Here is a 15,711-nt window from a genome sequence, read left to right as displayed (position 1 = left end):
CCTCCTATTTAACATTAGTACCAATGTCCTCGCCACAAACAACCTTGTACATTGCATCTTCTTCGTCAATTCCAAAAACTTGAAGTGGAATATTGTTATCCATGCAAAGCGTAGTTGCTGTGCCATCCATGATTTTTAAGTTTTTATTTAAAATTTCCCTATATGTTAACTTGTCAAATTTCTTAGCATCAGAATTAATATTAGGATCAGAATCGTAGATTCCATCAACGCCCTTCTTGGCTAATAATATTATATCAGCATCAATTTCCGCTGCCCTAAGTGCAGCAGCTGTGTCTGTTGAGAAGTATGGATTACCTACTCCTGCTGAGAATATAACTACACGACCCTTTTCCAAGTGTCTTATAGCACGTCTTCTAATATAGGGTTCGGCAACCTGCTTCATTTCAATAGCAGTTTGCACACGAGTAATAACGCCTAATTTTTCTAAAGAGTCCTGCAATGCCAAAGCATTCATTACAGTACCTAGCATACCCATATAATCAGATGTAGCACGGTCAATATTGTTTTCGTCACGTCCTCTCCAAAAGTTTCCGCCACCAACAACAATACCAGTTTCTACTCCTGAGTCGTAAATCTTCTTAACTTGCTTGGCAATTAAATTAACATAATCCATGTCAATACCAAGAGTATTTGATCCTGCTAGTGCTTCTCCACTGAGTTTTAAAACAATTCTCTTATATTTTGGCATTTACTCCTCCAATTTGTTATCTTATTTGTTTTGCTACTTCTTCAGCAAAGTCTTCTTCTCTCTTTTCAAGACCTTCGCCAACTTCATATCTAACAAATCTTCTGATTTTAATATTTTCACCAATTTTTGCAATAAGCTCATTTAGAATGTCTCTAATTTTCTTATCTGAATCTTTAATGAAGTCTTGGTCAAGTAGACAAATTTCTTCATAGAATTTTTCAAGCCTTCCTTCAACCATTTTTTCAATGATGTGTTCAGGTTTATTTTCTCCTCTTGCTTGTTCAGTTAATACGTTCTTTTCGTGTTCAACTTCTTCAGCAGGAACTTCTTCACGGCTAACGTATTTTGGAGCAACTGCTGCGATTTGCATTGCAATGTCTTTAACAAAGTTCTTGAATTCTTCATTTTTAGCTACGAAGTCAGTTTCAGAGTTAACTTCAACTAAAACTCCAATTCTACCACCGTGTATATAAGATTCAACAATACCTTCGGAAGCAATTCTTGAAGATTTTTTTGCAACAGAAGCTAGTCCCTTTTCTCTTAAAAAGTCTACTGCCTTATCCATATCACCATTTGTTTCTGATAAAGCTTTCTTGCAGTCCATCATACCTGCGCCAGATTTTTCTCTTAATTCTTTAACCATTGCTGCTGTAATAGCCATTTTAATTCACTCCTTATTTATTTTAAAAAAAGAGAGTTATAAAGGATTACTTTAGAACTCTCGAAATATCTTTACTCTTCTATAGCTGACTTTTCATCCTCAACTGCTTCTTCTTCAGAAACTTCTTGAGTGGATTCATCATAATCTGTATCTTCAATTTGACTGCCTTGTTTTCCTTCGATAACTGCATTAGCAATTGTTTCAGTAATAAGTTTTACTGCTCTAATAGCATCATCATTTCCTGGAATTGGAATATCAAGTTCTTCAGGATCACAGTTTGTATCAACGATACCGATAACAGGAATTCCTAAAATATGCGCTTCTTTAACTGCAATATTTTCTTTTTTAGGGTCTACTACAAATAAGGCTTTAGGCATACCCTTCATTTCCTTAATTCCACCTAGGAATTTTTCAAGCTTTTCTCTTTCATGAAGTAATTGAGCGACTTCTTTTTTAGGAAGAACATCAAAAGTTCCATTTTCTTCCATTTCGTATAACTTATAAAGTCTTTCAATTCTATTCTTAATAGTTTTGTAGTTAGTTAAAAGACCACCTAACCATCTTTGGTTAATGTATGGCATACCGCATTTAGTAGCTTCTTTTTCAATTGCATCTTGGGCTTGCTTTTTTGTACCTACAAAAAGTACTTCTCCACCATTAGCTGCAATTTCTCTTACAAAGTCGTAAGCTTCTTCTACTTTTTTAACTGTTTTTTGAAGGTCGATTATATAAATACCGTTTCTTTCGGTAAAAATAAATCTCTTCATTTTAGGGTTCCATCTTCTAGTTTGGTGTCCAAAGTGTACACCAGCTTCTAATAAGCTTTTCATTGAAATTACTGACATTTAAGCCACCTCCGTGTTTTTTTCCTCCATTTTCATCATTTATCATAGGGACCGAATTGGCAACTCCAGTGATATCAGAAAATGTGTGTATTTCTTACCGGATAAAAGTATACCACAGGCAAGAGAAATTAGCAATAAATACTTTATTTTATAATTAGTTTTTAAATTGTATAGATAATTATTTCTTCATCTTTCATAAAAAAGTCTCCCCATCACAGTGATGAGGAGACTTTCCCTAACAAAAATTAATATGCAACAAATTTGCTTCCTGCACATCCGCAGATTGGACATTTCTCTTCTTCTTCAAAAGCAATATATCCACATACTGGGCATAGGTAGATGTTTTCAACATCTAAATCTTTTCCAGCATCAACAGCTTCTTTAGCTGTTGCAAATCTCTTAGCATGAACTTCTTCAGCTGCTGTAGCAAATTTCATTGCTTTAACAGCTCCTTTTTCGTCTTGCATTTCTGCAACTGCGATAAAAGCTGGGTACATTTGAGTTGATTCAAAAATTTCTCCGCCTCTAGCAGCTTCAAGATTTTCAGAAGTTGAATTAATTCCAAATCCTGCCATTGATGTTACAGCGAAATCGCCTGAAACATCTTTCATAGCCTTGAAGTGTAGTGTAGCGTGAATTTTTTCTGCATTAGATGTTGCGTCAAAAAGTCTCCTAACGTTTTTGAAGCCATCTTTTTCTGCTGCTTCGCCCCAGATATTGTATCTAGTACGTGCTTGAGATTCTCCACCGAATGCTGATCTTAAATTGTCACTTGTCATTTGATTCATAATATTACCCCCATAATATTTAATAATAAAACTACCACAATCATTATAGAATAATATTTATGAAAAATCAAATAATGTATTAAAAATATACTAATAATATTTTAAAAAAAGCATTTAAGATATTTTTTCGATTTTTTGTGTTTGATCATAAGTGATCAATGCATCAATTATTTCATCAAGGTCTCCATCATTTATTGCATCAATTCTGTGAGATGTTAAGTTGATTCTATGATCAGTTACTCTTCCTTGAGGATAGTTATAGGTTCTTATTCTTTCAGACCTGTCGCCAGTTCCTATTTGAGACGACCTTTCCATGGATTCTTTTTCACTTTGCTCTTGAAGTTTTAAATCATAAAGTTTTGATCTTAAAAGCTTCATCGCTTTTTCCTTATTTCTTAGTTGAGACTTTTCGTCTTGGCATGAAATTACTATTCCAGTTGGAATATGAGTAAGTCTAACAGCAGAGTCAGTTGTGTTTACACATTGTCCGCCATTTCCAGAAGCACGGAAAACATCAAACTTTATTTGTGTTGGATCTATTTCTATATCAACATCTTCTGCTTCGGGTAGCACGGCTACTGTTGCAGTAGAAGTATGAATCCTTCCTCCACTTTCAGTTTCTGGTACTCTTTGAACTCTGTGTACACCAGATTCATATTTAAGTCTTGAATAAGCTCCATTTCCAATTATCATAAAGACAATTTCCTTGTAGCCACCAATTCCTATTTCATTTGATGAAATGGTTTCAACTTTAAAACCAGATCTTTCTGCATACCTAACATATTGTCTGTAAAGAACACCAGCAAATAAGGCAGCTTCATCTCCACCTGCTCCAGCTCGTATTTCTACCATTACGTTCTTATTGTCATTTTTGTCCTTTGGAATCAAAAGAATTTTCAGCTCGTTTTCAAGTTTTTCAATTTTCTTACTTGCTTCATTAATTTCTTCTCTTACCAATTCTTTAAAGTCATCATCCAATTTTTCTTTTATTAATTCTTTATTTTCATTCAGTGATTTTAAAGTTTCTTTATAAGCCCTATACTTTGTCACAATAGGTTCAATTTCAGCATGTTCAATTGCCTTTTGTTGATAAAGTTTTGAGTTATTAATAACCTCAACATCACTAAGGTCTTTTTCTAATTTTAATAATTTATCTTCAAAAACCGAAAGTTTTTCGTACATATTTACTCCTACATTTTTAACTGTCCAACTATTACTCTATCTAGTTTGTTAAAATCTTTATAAACTTCAACCTTAAAATTATCTTTCATCAAGTTATAGATATCTTCTGCCTCATCATACCCTATTTCAAAAACTAAAAATCCCTTGCTATTTAAGAATTTAGGACAGGTTTTTATTATACTTCTATAAAAGAAAAGTCCATCTTCTCCGCCATCAAGGGCAAGCCTTGGTTCGTAATTTTTTACCTCGACTTGTAGTTTTTCGATATCTCTTGATTTTATATAAGGTGGATTTGAATATATCAGGTCAAACTTCTCTGTAACATTGGAAAATAAATCACTCTTTAATATTTTTATATTTGAATTCAGCATATCTCTATTTATAGTTGTATTTTCTATAGCTTTGTCACTAATATCAACAGAAGTTACATCAACTTTTGTTTCTAAATCAATACTAATACTGACTATGCCACTCCCACAACCAATTTCTAACATATTGTTTATAGGATTGTTTTCTATTATATTTAAGAGTTTTTCTACTGATATTTCTGTATCCTGTCTTGGAATTAAAACTCCTTCAATAACCTTAAAGGTTCTCCCATAAAAATCTTCTTTACCTAAAATATATTGAAGTGGAATTCCTTTTTTTCTTTTTGCTAAAATTTCAAAATATTTATTTTCTATCTTTGAATCTAATAAGTCATCGTCATGAGATACCAAATAAGATAAATCCTTCTTTAATAATTCACTTAAGATTCTTCTAGTTTCATAAATTGGATCAGTGTATTCTAAATCTTTTAAATAATCTCTGCCTTCTATTAAGGCTTTTTTAATTTTCATAAATTTAAGTAATAAAAAAGGTTAGCTATGCTAACCTCATTGTCATTTATTTCTCTTATATCTGCTATTGAATTTTTCAATTCTTCCGCCGTGATCAGAGAGTTTTTGCTTTCCTGTAAAGAAAGGATGACAAGCTGAACAAATTTCAACTTTTAAATCTTCTTTAACGGATCCTGTTTTAAAAGTATTGCCACAAGCACAAGTTACTGTAGCTTCTTTATAATCTGGATGAATTCCTTTTTTCATTGTTTAGCCCCCTTAAACTTATTTTATAACTCAATTTTAATATTATAACATAATTTTCACTCTAGTGCAAACACAACTATTTGCTTAATTATTATACAATATTCAAATAGATTTATCAAGATTATGAAAAATAAAATCTCGATTTAAGATTTCTTCATTAGAAATTCTTCATTGTTTTTTGTTTTTGATAATTTATCTAAAAACTTTTCTGTTACTTCCTCTATATTTTCTTGACTTAATTTATTTCTAAAATCATAGTTAAATTCTAACTCTTTTTTATTCAATAGAAGTTCTTCCTTTCGAGTTCCAGACTTTAAAATATCAATTGCAGGAAATATTCTTTTTTCAGATAAGCTTCTATTTAAATGGAGCTCCATATTTCCTGTGCCCTTAAACTCTTCAAAGATTACATCATCCATCCTTGAACCTGTGTCAACAAGGGCTGTAGCAAGTATAGTTAGACTTCCACCCTCTTCTATATTTCTAGCAGCTCCAAAAAATCTCTTTGGTTTGTGAAGTGATAAGGGATCAAGACCTCCTGATAAAGTTTTGCCACTTGCTGGAGTAATTAAGTTATAAGCTCTTGATAGTCTCGTTAGTGAGTCAAGTAAAATTACAACATCTTCCTTGTTTTCTACTAATCTTTTCGCTCTATCAATTACCATCTCTGCTACCCTAGTATGATTCTTTGGATTTTCATCAAAGGTTGAATATACAACTTCTCCCTTGACAGATCTTTTCATATCAGTAACTTCTTCAGGCCTTTCATCAACTAGTAATACTATAAGGTGAAGATTTGGATAGTTTGTGTTTATAGATTTAGATATTTTTTTAAGTAGAGTTGTTTTACCTGATTTTGGTTGGGAAACAATAAGCCCTCTTTGACCAAGGCCAACTGGAGATAAGAGATCTATGACCCTCATAGCAGTATCCTCAGTCTCTAAATCTAATTTCTTTTTTGGATAGATTGGTGTCAAGTTATCAAAAAATGGTCTATTAATAATTTTTGAAGGATGAAGTCCATTTACTGACTTAATATATAAAAGAGCATTAAAGTTTTCGCCATCTTTTGGTGGAGATTTCACTCCAAGAACTTCATCGCCATTTCTAAGTCTAAATTTTCTTATCTGTGAAGGAGATACATAGATATCATCCTCGCTTGGTAAATAGTTTATCCTTCTTAAAAAACCATATCCATCTTGATGTAACTCTAAAATTCCTTTTACATAGTCTTTATCATCAAGATTTTTTAAAGCTTTTGCTGCATTATCTGATAAGTCAAGTTCATCTATTTTTTTAGATTCTCTTTTTTCTTTTATAACTTCAACAAGTTGTTCTTTTTTTAAAGAATAAGCTTTTTCAATGCTATATTCCTTTGCTAAGTCTCTAAGCTCTGAAACTTTCAGCTTGTTTAAGTCTTCATCACTTAGTGATTTATTTGGAAGTTTACCCTTCTCAATAAAATGTTTTAATTCTTCAATATTATAATTATCTGCATCTTGAAGACCTAAAGAAGAAGAAATTTTTCTCAGGTCTTCAATTGATTTATTAATCAATTCATTATTATTAGTCATAATTAGAATTATTTAGCATAATCTGGCTTTAGATCAAGAGAGTGAACAGATTTAATAAATCTTTGAGTTCCACTTGGAAGTCTTAATACAAGAGTATCTGTCTTAGCCTTGTTGTCGCCATAGTATTTTACTCCATCAAGGATTTCTCCTGAAGTAATACCTGTTACTGAAAAGATAACTTCATTTCCCTTTACAAGATCATCAATTGAATAAATCTTTTTTAAATCTGAATGAAGATCTCTACATCTAGCTTCTTGTTTTTCGTCTGTTGGATGAAGTCTTCCTTGGAAGTCACCGCCAAGACACTTAAGAGCAGCTGCAGCAATAACTCCTTCTGGTGCTCCTCCCCTACCAATAACAAGGTCAATACCAGAATCTTCATAACAAGTTTCAATTGCAGTTACTATATCTCCGTCAGAAATCTTTTTAACTCTTGCACCAACAGAAATAATTTCATTTATGATTCCTTCATGTCTTGGTCTATCAAGTACTGCAACTGTTATTTCATCAATATTCTTATTAAGTGCCTTAGCTACTCTTTTAACATTTTCAGATGGAGAATCATCTAGCTTGATTGCTCCTTTGGCCTTTGGACCACATGCAATTTTATCCATATAAATATCCGGTGCATTTAAAAGGCATCCCTTAGGTGCAACTGCAAGAACAGCTATTGAATTGTCAGTTCCATTTGCTATGGAGTTTGTTCCATCTATTGGGTCTACAGCAATATCTACTTGATCGTCACCTTCTCTAGTACCAATCTTTTCTCCAATGTAGAGCATAGGAGCTTCGTCGATTTCTCCTTCACCAATAACAACAGTTCCATCAATATCAACTGTGTCGAACATTCTTCTCATTGCATCTACTGCGGCCCCATCTGCGGCATTCTTGTCACCTTTTCCAAGCCATTTACCAGCTGAAAGTGCTGCTGCTTCTGTTACTCTTGCTAAGTTTAATGCTAAATTTCTGTCCATCTTACTTCTCCTTTGTCTTTACGTTTTTAAAATCTTCTAAGAATTTTTTCAAACCCTTATCTGTTAACTCATGCTTAATCATTTCTTTAAATATCTTATAAGGAATAGTCCCTACGTCTGCACCCGTTTTTGCTACATCTTCAACATGCTTAATATGTCTAATACTTGCTGCTATGATTTGAGTATCATATCCATATTCTTTGAAAATATAAGCAATATCTGCTACAAGATCTATACCAGACTCTCCTATATCATCAAGTCTACCCATAAAAGGGCTGACATAAGTAGCACCAGCATTTGCTGCAAGAAGGGCTTGTGAAACTGAAAATATTAATGTCACGTTAGTCCTTATACCTTCTTTACTAAGGATACTTACAGCCTTTAGTCCTTCTTCAATCATTGGAATCTTAATTACAATATTTTTTGAAATTTTTGCAAGTTCTCTTGCTTCCTTAAGCATTCCATCTAGGTCTGTAGAAATTACTTCAGCAGATATATCTCCATCAACAATATTAGTAATTTCTTCAATTACATCTTCAAAAACTCCCCCATTTTTTGCTATTAGGCTAGGGTTTGTTGTAACTCCTGACAGGACTCCCCAGGAGTTAATTTCTTTAATTTCTTCAATATTAGCAGTGTCAATAAAAAACTTCATTTTATTAATCATCCCTTTCAAGTAATACAACAGCTTGGGAAGATATTCCTTCTCCTCTTCCAACAAAGCCAAGTTTTTCTGTAGTAGTTGCTTTTATAGAAATATTTTCTATATTTGTATTTAAAATATTTGCTATTGTCCTTCTCATTTCGTCAATATGGCTTGCAAGTTTTGGTGCTTGACAAGCAACAACAGAATCTACATTTCCGATTTTATATTTCTTTGATTTCATTATTTCATAAACTCTATTTAATAAAACTTTTGAATCAATATCCTTGTACTCATTGTCATTATCTGGAAAGTGATATCCAATGTCTCTTAAGGCAAGCGCCCCTAAAATAGCATCCATTATGGCATGGATGAGTACATCTGCATCAGAATGACCTAAAAGTCCCTTGTCATAAGCTACCTCAATTCCACCAAGTATAAGTTTTCTATCTTTGACTAGTTTATGAACATCATAACCAATACCAATTCTCATATTTTCACCTTCTTCACTAATATCTGTGCAATAGATAAGTCTTCTCTTGTTGTAATTTTTATATTGTCATAGGAGTTGTATATTAGTTTAACTTTGACTCCAGTTTTTTCAACTAAGGAACAGTCATCAGTACCATAATAGCCTTCTGAATAAGCCTGACTGTATGCCTTCATTATAATTTCTTTTTTAAAGACTTGCGGCGTTTGCACCTGCCAAAGTTTATCCCTGTTTGGAGTATAGTCTACAGTTTCTCCATCAGTAGAAACTTTTATAGTATCTTTAACTGGGTTTGCAAGAACGCAAGCACCAGTATCCATTACACTCTCAATAGCTTCGTCTATTTTATCAACTGATACAAAAGGTCTCGCTCCATCGTGGGTTAAGACAATATCAGTTTCATAAGGCATATTTAATAGTCCATTGTTAATTGAGTCTTGCCTCTCCTTACCTCCATAAACTATTTTATATGCCATATTAATCTTATATTTATCAATGATATCATCTACATATATCATGTCGCTTTCTTTTACAATTAGAATTAAAAAGTCAACGTATTTGGATTTTTCAATTTTTTTAATAGTGTGGGCAAGAATTGGAATTCCATCAATTGTTAGGAACTGCTTGTTAATCCCCATTTTCATTCTTTTGCCCATACCTGCTGCTGCAACTATGGCAGTAACAAATTTTTCCTTATACACAAAATCACTCTTCTTCAAGTTGTAAATTCTTAACAGCGTACTTTAAAAGTTCTCCAGCAATAGGTGCTGCGGCTTGAGATCCATAATCTTTTACATTAGGTATAACTACTGAAATAGCGACTTTAGGATCATCTGCTGGTGCAAATCCAACAAACCAAGCATTATTAGTTCCTTCCTTAAGGTCTAGTTGTGCAGTACCAGTTTTACCTGCAACCTTTATACCTGATACATAGGCTTCTGTACCAGTACCATTGTTTACTACATTAACCATATATTTTGTAATTAGGTCGGCATTTTCTTTAGATGTAACTTCACTTAAAACTGTTGGAGTATTTCTCACTACATTTTTGCCATCAGATGAATCAATTTTTTTAACTAAATGAGGCTGCATCATAACACCATCATTTGCAATAGTAGATGCAATCATACACATTTCAAGAGGTGTTACTAGAATAGTATCATGACCAATTCCACCTGCAGCAAGTGCAGTCCTGTCAAAGCCATTTCTCTTGTAAGTCCAAGTTGAAGTTTCCAATGGAAGTTCAAAATTAACTTTTTTATTAATCATATACTTTTCAGAAACCGGACCCATTATGTCAATTCCCATATCAACAGATTTTCTTACAAAGTAAGTGTTAAGAGAGTTTGTAAAGGCCTTTCTAAGATCAACTCTTCCGTAGGATTTGTTTTCAGCATTCTTAAATTCTCTACCATTGTCTATCTTTTCTACTCCCTCATCAGTGTATTTTTGGGAAATTCCTGACTCAAGAATTGCAGTTGTTGTTACTATCTTATATACTGATCCCGGTGCAAACTTACCCTTTGTAGCACTGTTAAAGAGAGCTCCATTGTTTGCTTCATTAATTTTCTGCATGTCCTGTGCAATATTTTGAGAATTGAAGTCTGGTAGAGATACCATTGAAAGAACCTCCCCAGTTTTTGGATTCATTATTACAACAGACCCCTTATCTGAATTTGCAGATAAAACTGACCTAGTCTTTTCTTGCAATTCTGTGTCTGTTGTAAGTGTGATATCATCTCCCGTATATGGATCGTAATTTTTATTTATTATTGACTTGAAGGTTTTTAATAACTTCGATCCTTCTTTACCAACTAAATAATCATTTAATTCCTTTTCAAGTCCATACTTGTCAACTATCTTATCTGAATAACCTATTATGTGAGAATAAATTATTGGCTGATTGTATATCCTGTGATAATTATATTTTTCTCCATTAGAGTAGGCTAAAACTTCGTGATTTCTATCATAGAAAGTCCCTCTTTTAACAGAGTTTTCTCTTAGCTCACTTCTCCTATTAGCAGGGTGCTTTACAATATCATCTGCCTTAAATACAGTGAAATAAGTTAAGTATATTATTGGAGCAACTAAAAGAAACATTAAAAAAACAAGTAGGAATAAAATTCTTTTATTATCTTTACTATTCATTGTCCACTCCTTTATCGTATTTGTATGATAAATCCTCACTAGTAACCTGCAAAATTCCTAGGGAAACAAAACTTGAAATTAAGGAACTTCCTCCATAAGAGATAAAAGGCAAGGTTAAACCAGTCATAGGTATAAGCTTTATAACTCCACCTATGTTTAAAAAGGCTTGCACTGTAAAAAGAATTGCTACTGATAGGGCAAGAATCCTATAAAATAAATATTCTTGATTAAGAGCAATCTTAATGGCCCTATAAACTAATAGCATATAGAGCATTATTATTCCTATTCCAGTTAAAACTCCCATTTCTTCGCAAATAGCTGAGAAGATTACATCTGAATAGGCAAAGGCGATTTGCTTTGGATAACCCAAGCCTATACCCTGACCTATAAATCCTCCCTCTCCTATTCCGAATAGAGATTGGACAATCTGTCTTGCAGAATTAACCACCTTATCAGCAGTCCAAGGATTTAACCATATATCTACCCTGTTTCTCACGTGGGAGAATAAAAAATATCCTGCAACAGATCCTACTACCATTAAACCAACATTCAAAAGAATAGACTTCCTATCCTCGTCATATATATACTGGATAAGTGTGTAAATAGCAATGAAAATTGCAGCAGTACCTAAGTCCCTTTGTATAAACAAAAATCCCACAAAAATATATATTACTCCCATTAAGTAATATGAAGTATATTTATAATTTAATTTTTTTAATCTTGTTTGGAAAGTTGTATAAAAAGAAGCTATTAAAAATATAACTAAAATTTTAGTGAATTCGGATAACTGAATTGTTATACCTTCAGAAATTTCTATCCAGTTTTTAGCTCCGTACTTAGATGGAGCAAGAATAATCGTTAATAAGAAAAATAAAATAGAAAGTCCTAAATAAAGACCCGTCATATACTCTAGTCTTCTCATTGCCCTTATTATAAAATAAGTCAAATAAAAAACTAGAATACCAGCCAAAACCCATATAAGCTGTCTTAAACCAAGTTTTGGCGACAACCTATATATAGTTATTATCCCAAGGCTCAAAAGCATTGATACTATTAAAAATATATAATTATCCCCAGTAGAAACTTTACCAAGGACTAAATTTGAAATATAAACAATTAAAATTAGACCTAAAAATAAAATCACTATGTACCTATCAATATTATTGTCGTTGAAATTAAATAGTAATAAGATACTTAAAATTTCAAAAATTAATAGTAGGTTTCTAGGTTTTCTCTGTTTAAAAATTTTATCTAACACAATTTCACCTTTTATCTACAAAAATAAATTGAATGAAGCCAACTCCTATTTTGTCATTGTTTTGGAGTTCAATTAGCTCATTAGGATCAATTTTTACACCATTTAAAAAAGTTCCATTGGCAGAACCCAAATCTTCTAAATAATATCTTTGGTTCTTTTCACGGATTAACAAATGATTTTTACTTACGAATTTATCTTTTATTACAACATCGTTCTTTGAACTCCTGCCAAGACTTATATCACCTTCTATGACATAATACTCCTGCATTTTAAAGTTCAAGGAATCAAGTCTATTTACAACTTTTAGATAAGCCTCATCAAGGGAGCCTCCCCCACTTGTTATGCTCTTAACATCGAGATACATAAGTCTTAAAATACTAAAAATAAAAAGATATATTAAGATTATAAACACATACCTCAACACTTGCGAGATTAACTCAAACATTTTACACCTCTCTCAGTCTTAAACTCTATCTAATTATATACTTTTTACTCTTAATTTTCCAATATTTTGTTAAATATGATGAATTGGGGATTCTTATGATTTATGATAAAATAACTTTGGTGATATAAATGATTATTTCTAATATAAGTTTTGAAAAGAAAAAATTTCACGTTAGCTTTGATAATGGCGAGGAGATAAAAATTTCTGAAGATACTCTCGTTAACTTTGGACTTTATAAGGGACAAGAAGTTGAAGAAGTATTCGTTGAAAATTTGAAGTTTGAAGATGAGAAGTCTGAAGCCCTACTCTTGTCTTACAAGTTTTTACAAAGGAACAAGACTAGGCAGCAGTTAGTGGATTATTTATATAAAAATAAAATTCAAAGAGACATAATTGATCTTATCTTACCTATGCTAGAAGAAAAAAATTATTTAAATGATGAGGACTACGCAAGGAGATATCTTAGTGATGCATTAAATATAAAGAAATACGGCAAGATTAAGTCAAGATATATGCTTATGTCAAAGGGCATTGATAAAAATATTATCGAAAAAGTTATGAAAAACTATGACTACGAGCTTGAATATATGAATGCCCTTGAACTAATAGAAAAACGAATATCAAAAGATGAAACTGATCCAAAAAAAATTAATTCTACAAAGAATTATCTTCAAGGTCGTGGTTTTGAGTTTGAAATAATTAATTTCACTCTTGATGACTATCTAGGTGATGAGTAATGGCATCCTACGTTTATATTTTAAAATGTTCCGATGGTAGTCTATATACTGGCTACACAGTCGACCTTGATAAAAGATTAAAAACTCATAAGGCCGGCAAGGCATCTAAATACACTGCAATAAGGCTGCCTGTAGAGATGGTCTTTAGTGAAGAGTGTTTAGATAAGTCTGACGCCCTAAAGAAAGAACACTTTATAAAAACTTTATCGAGGAATAACAAATTAAAAATAATCAATAAGAAAAAATCACTACAAGACTTATATGATGCCTATCTTATAAATAAATCAAAAAAATAAAGACCTAAGTTTAAATCGAATTAAACCTAGGCCTTTTCTTTATTTTATCTTATACATTTCCGTTAAGAAGTTTGTCTCTTTTTCAATCATTTCTATTTCACATAACTTATCCAAATTGTTTTTAAATTCATCATAGGACAAATTATCTCCAGATTTTTTGTTGTAATTCATAAGAGCTCCATTTAAATTGGAAGTGTCAATTGGAAGCAAGTCTTTTATGTCTAAGAAGAACTTTTCATAAACTTCATTGTCGTGAGCTGTCAATTCGTCAAAGGGATTTTCTGTATGAGGTGAAACTGTATTAGCAGCCCTAATTCTAACAAAGGAAGTCCTTCCCTTCTTTGCCGAAGAAATGAAAACATCCCCTGAACTCAAATAAGGAAGTCTCTTTGTCTCATCTGATGAAAGGTCAGTTTCTTCTCTAATAGTATCAATGTCTGATGCTCTTACTGTTCTGAAAATTAGTTTTGTATTTAGCTGAGCAGTTATTGTTTCATCAAGGAGTGTTGGCCTTTGTGTTGCAAGTATCAAAAACACGCCATACTTTCTTCCCTCTTGTGAAATTTCACGCAAGATAGACTTTGAAGGAGTGTCAAAACCCTTAGGAGCAAAGTTGTGAGCCTCATCAGTAATAATGATAAAAGGTGGGAAATAATCTACCTTAACATTATTTCTATAAAGTTCGTCTCTATATTCCTTTCTCAAATAATATAATTTTGACAAAAGATAAGTAGAGAATACATTTATCATCCTTGTTGACCCTTGAAGGACAACTAACTTTCTTCTCTTTAATAGGTCCAAAAGCTCATCAATATTATGTGAAAAAATTCCTTCGCCTTGGAGGGTCATTAACCTCCACAAGACTCCACGAACACTCATTGAGTTGCAAGTCTTGTCATATCTTTCATAAATATCTAAAACTTCTTCAAGTCTATCTCTTCTCGTTTGGTCTTCTTCAATTGCTATCTCTGATAAAATTTTATCTCTTGAACCTATTTCTTGTCCTTCAAGTAATAAGTCCAACTTATTTTTAAAGGATTCAAAGCTTGCGCCCTTTGAAAGCATAACATCAATTACGTTGTTCATAGAATCAGTTAAAGGCGAGGCTGCATTTAAAAGATTTTTTAAATCTCTTTTTTGTAGTTCTTGAAATTTTATTCCTGTTTGAATTCCAATTTCTAAACACTTAAATTTGTCAGTGTAGTCCTTATTAGAAATTTCAGAATTATTTGTAAAGTCCATTTCGTAATGAGGGTCCATTACAATTGCAGGCACACCCATTTCCATAAGTTCTTCTAAAAGAACTCTAATGCCAAAGGACTTACCACTACCTGAGCCACCAAATACACCTATGTGAGGGTACTGGTGCATAGACTTATAATCAAATAAATAAGGAAGTTCCCTTTGCTTTATAAATTCCTTATTTTGAAAAGTTGAAAATAAATCCCTATAAACATCATCCATTCCTTCTGCAATATTGTCAGTGTTTTTTATAGAACCTAAAATAAGTGATTCTTTTGGAAGGGTATCTATTAATAAATTTTTTATTTCATCAAAGACTGGAGCTCTTAAGTCACTACCAGTTAGTGGTGGATATAAAAGTTCCTCAAAGAATCTCAGCTTTGCTACATAAACTGTTTCATCTCCAACATCATATCCCATTGATCCAAGGGATGATAAGACATCGCTATCAACAAAGTCTCCACCAATATCAAGAGGAATGAAACGGTTAAAAGTTTGCGAGTCCACAACTTCTCCAATGATATCACCTTGAACTGGGTCTTCAACTATTAAAAATTCATTGTTCCTAAAGTTTTTGTCCTTAGAACCAATATATACTTCTCTTGTTGTTGTTACTCCAAGTACCTTCATATTT

Annotated in this window: 18 protein-coding genes; 2 read left to right on the top strand and 16 right to left on the bottom strand. The window is 32.4% G+C overall.

Annotation, left to right across the window (positions count from 1 at the left end; genetic code table 11):
• Positions 1–4: 4 nt before the first annotated feature.
• The 15 genes from pyrH to CAN42_RS06695 all read right to left on the bottom strand — a co-directional run bounded on the left by pyrH (position 5) and on the right by CAN42_RS06695 (position 12,802).
• Positions 5–709 carry a UMP kinase gene (gene pyrH / locus CAN42_RS06765; protein WP_085876061.1) on the bottom strand — a complete coding sequence of 235 codons (705 nt, stop codon included), beginning with the start codon at positions 707–709 and terminating at the stop codon, positions 5–7.
• A gap of 16 nt (positions 710–725) precedes the next feature.
• Positions 726–1,370: a translation elongation factor Ts gene (gene tsf, locus CAN42_RS06760; RefSeq protein WP_085876060.1), complete on the bottom strand. Its 645-nt coding sequence runs from the start codon at positions 1,368–1,370 to the stop codon at positions 726–728.
• A 71-nt stretch (positions 1,371–1,441) separates the two neighbouring features.
• Positions 1,442–2,215 carry a 30S ribosomal protein S2 gene (rpsB, locus tag CAN42_RS06755; protein ID WP_085876059.1) on the bottom strand — a complete coding sequence of 258 codons (774 nt, stop codon included), beginning with the start codon at positions 2,213–2,215 and terminating at the stop codon, positions 1,442–1,444.
• 245 nt (positions 2,216–2,460) lie between these two features.
• On the bottom strand, positions 2,461–3,003 hold the full coding sequence (locus CAN42_RS06750; RefSeq protein WP_085876058.1) for a rubrerythrin family protein: 543 nt from the start codon (positions 3,001–3,003) through the stop codon (positions 2,461–2,463).
• Positions 3,004–3,117: 114 nt separating this feature from the next.
• Positions 3,118–4,185 carry a peptide chain release factor 1 gene (gene prfA, locus CAN42_RS06745; RefSeq protein ID WP_062571250.1) on the bottom strand — a complete coding sequence of 356 codons (1,068 nt, stop codon included), beginning with the start codon at positions 4,183–4,185 and terminating at the stop codon, positions 3,118–3,120.
• Between the two features lie 8 nt (positions 4,186–4,193).
• Complete coding sequence (gene prmC / locus CAN42_RS06740) at positions 4,194–5,024, bottom strand: peptide chain release factor N(5)-glutamine methyltransferase (protein WP_085876057.1); 831 nt, start codon at positions 5,022–5,024, stop codon at positions 4,194–4,196.
• A 42-nt stretch (positions 5,025–5,066) separates the two neighbouring features.
• Positions 5,067–5,270 (bottom strand): 50S ribosomal protein L31, encoded by a 204-nt coding sequence (rpmE, locus tag CAN42_RS06735; RefSeq protein WP_005956574.1) that lies wholly within the window; start codon positions 5,268–5,270, stop codon positions 5,067–5,069.
• 143 nt (positions 5,271–5,413) lie between these two features.
• Positions 5,414–6,844: a transcription termination factor Rho gene (rho, locus tag CAN42_RS06730; RefSeq protein WP_085876056.1), complete on the bottom strand. Its 1,431-nt coding sequence runs from the start codon at positions 6,842–6,844 to the stop codon at positions 5,414–5,416.
• A gap of 8 nt (positions 6,845–6,852) precedes the next feature.
• A complete protein-coding gene (gene glpX / locus CAN42_RS06725; RefSeq protein WP_062571253.1) occupies positions 6,853–7,818 on the bottom strand; it encodes a class II fructose-bisphosphatase in 966 nt (321 codons plus the stop codon).
• Between the two features lies 1 nt (position 7,819).
• Positions 7,820–8,473, bottom strand: coding sequence for a fructose-6-phosphate aldolase (fsa, locus tag CAN42_RS06720; protein ID WP_062571298.1), 654 nt, complete (start codon positions 8,471–8,473; stop codon positions 7,820–7,822).
• Positions 8,474–8,477: 4 nt separating this feature from the next.
• The gene (gene ispF, locus CAN42_RS06715; protein WP_062571254.1) at positions 8,478–8,954 is read right to left on the bottom strand and encodes a 2-C-methyl-D-erythritol 2,4-cyclodiphosphate synthase; all 477 of its coding nucleotides are present in this window, start codon (positions 8,952–8,954) and stop codon (positions 8,478–8,480) included.
• A complete protein-coding gene (ispD, locus tag CAN42_RS06710) occupies positions 8,951–9,652 on the bottom strand; it encodes a 2-C-methyl-D-erythritol 4-phosphate cytidylyltransferase (protein WP_082718900.1) in 702 nt (233 codons plus the stop codon). The genes ispF and ispD overlap by 4 nt, the downstream gene beginning before the upstream one ends.
• 4 nt (positions 9,653–9,656) lie before the next feature.
• Complete coding sequence (locus CAN42_RS06705; protein ID WP_085876055.1) at positions 9,657–11,099, bottom strand: peptidoglycan D,D-transpeptidase FtsI family protein; 1,443 nt, start codon at positions 11,097–11,099, stop codon at positions 9,657–9,659.
• Positions 11,092–12,357, bottom strand: a complete 1,266-nt coding sequence (locus tag CAN42_RS06700) for an FtsW/RodA/SpoVE family cell cycle protein (RefSeq protein WP_062571256.1) — start codon at positions 12,355–12,357, stop codon at positions 11,092–11,094. Before CAN42_RS06700 ends, CAN42_RS06705 begins: the two co-directional genes overlap by 8 nt.
• 4 nt (positions 12,358–12,361) lie before the next feature.
• Positions 12,362–12,802, bottom strand: coding sequence for an FHA domain-containing protein (locus CAN42_RS06695; RefSeq protein ID WP_062571257.1), 441 nt, complete (start codon positions 12,800–12,802; stop codon positions 12,362–12,364).
• Positions 12,803–12,930: 128 nt separating this feature from the next.
• Here CAN42_RS06695 and CAN42_RS06690 point away from each other — a divergent pair, with 128 nt between their 5' ends.
• Together CAN42_RS06690 and CAN42_RS06685 are read left to right on the top strand one after the other, a co-directional pair.
• Positions 12,931–13,539 (top strand): regulatory protein RecX, encoded by a 609-nt coding sequence (locus CAN42_RS06690; RefSeq protein ID WP_085876054.1) that lies wholly within the window; start codon positions 12,931–12,933, stop codon positions 13,537–13,539.
• Positions 13,539–13,835: a GIY-YIG nuclease family protein gene (locus CAN42_RS06685; RefSeq protein ID WP_085876053.1), complete on the top strand. Its 297-nt coding sequence runs from the start codon at positions 13,539–13,541 to the stop codon at positions 13,833–13,835. The genes CAN42_RS06690 and CAN42_RS06685 overlap by 1 nt, the downstream gene beginning before the upstream one ends.
• A gap of 39 nt (positions 13,836–13,874) precedes the next feature.
• On the opposite strand, the gene CAN42_RS06680 is transcribed toward CAN42_RS06685, so the two are convergent.
• Positions 13,875–15,707 carry an ATP-binding protein gene (locus tag CAN42_RS06680; protein WP_085876052.1) on the bottom strand — a complete coding sequence of 611 codons (1,833 nt, stop codon included), beginning with the start codon at positions 15,705–15,707 and terminating at the stop codon, positions 13,875–13,877.
• Positions 15,708–15,711: the final 4 nt, after the last annotated feature.

This window comes from Peptoniphilus vaginalis (assembly GCF_900176605.1).
Classification (GTDB): Bacteria; Bacillota; Clostridia; order Tissierellales; family Peptoniphilaceae; genus Peptoniphilus_A; species Peptoniphilus_A vaginalis.
This window is presented reverse-complemented; position numbering and strand designations above follow the sequence as displayed.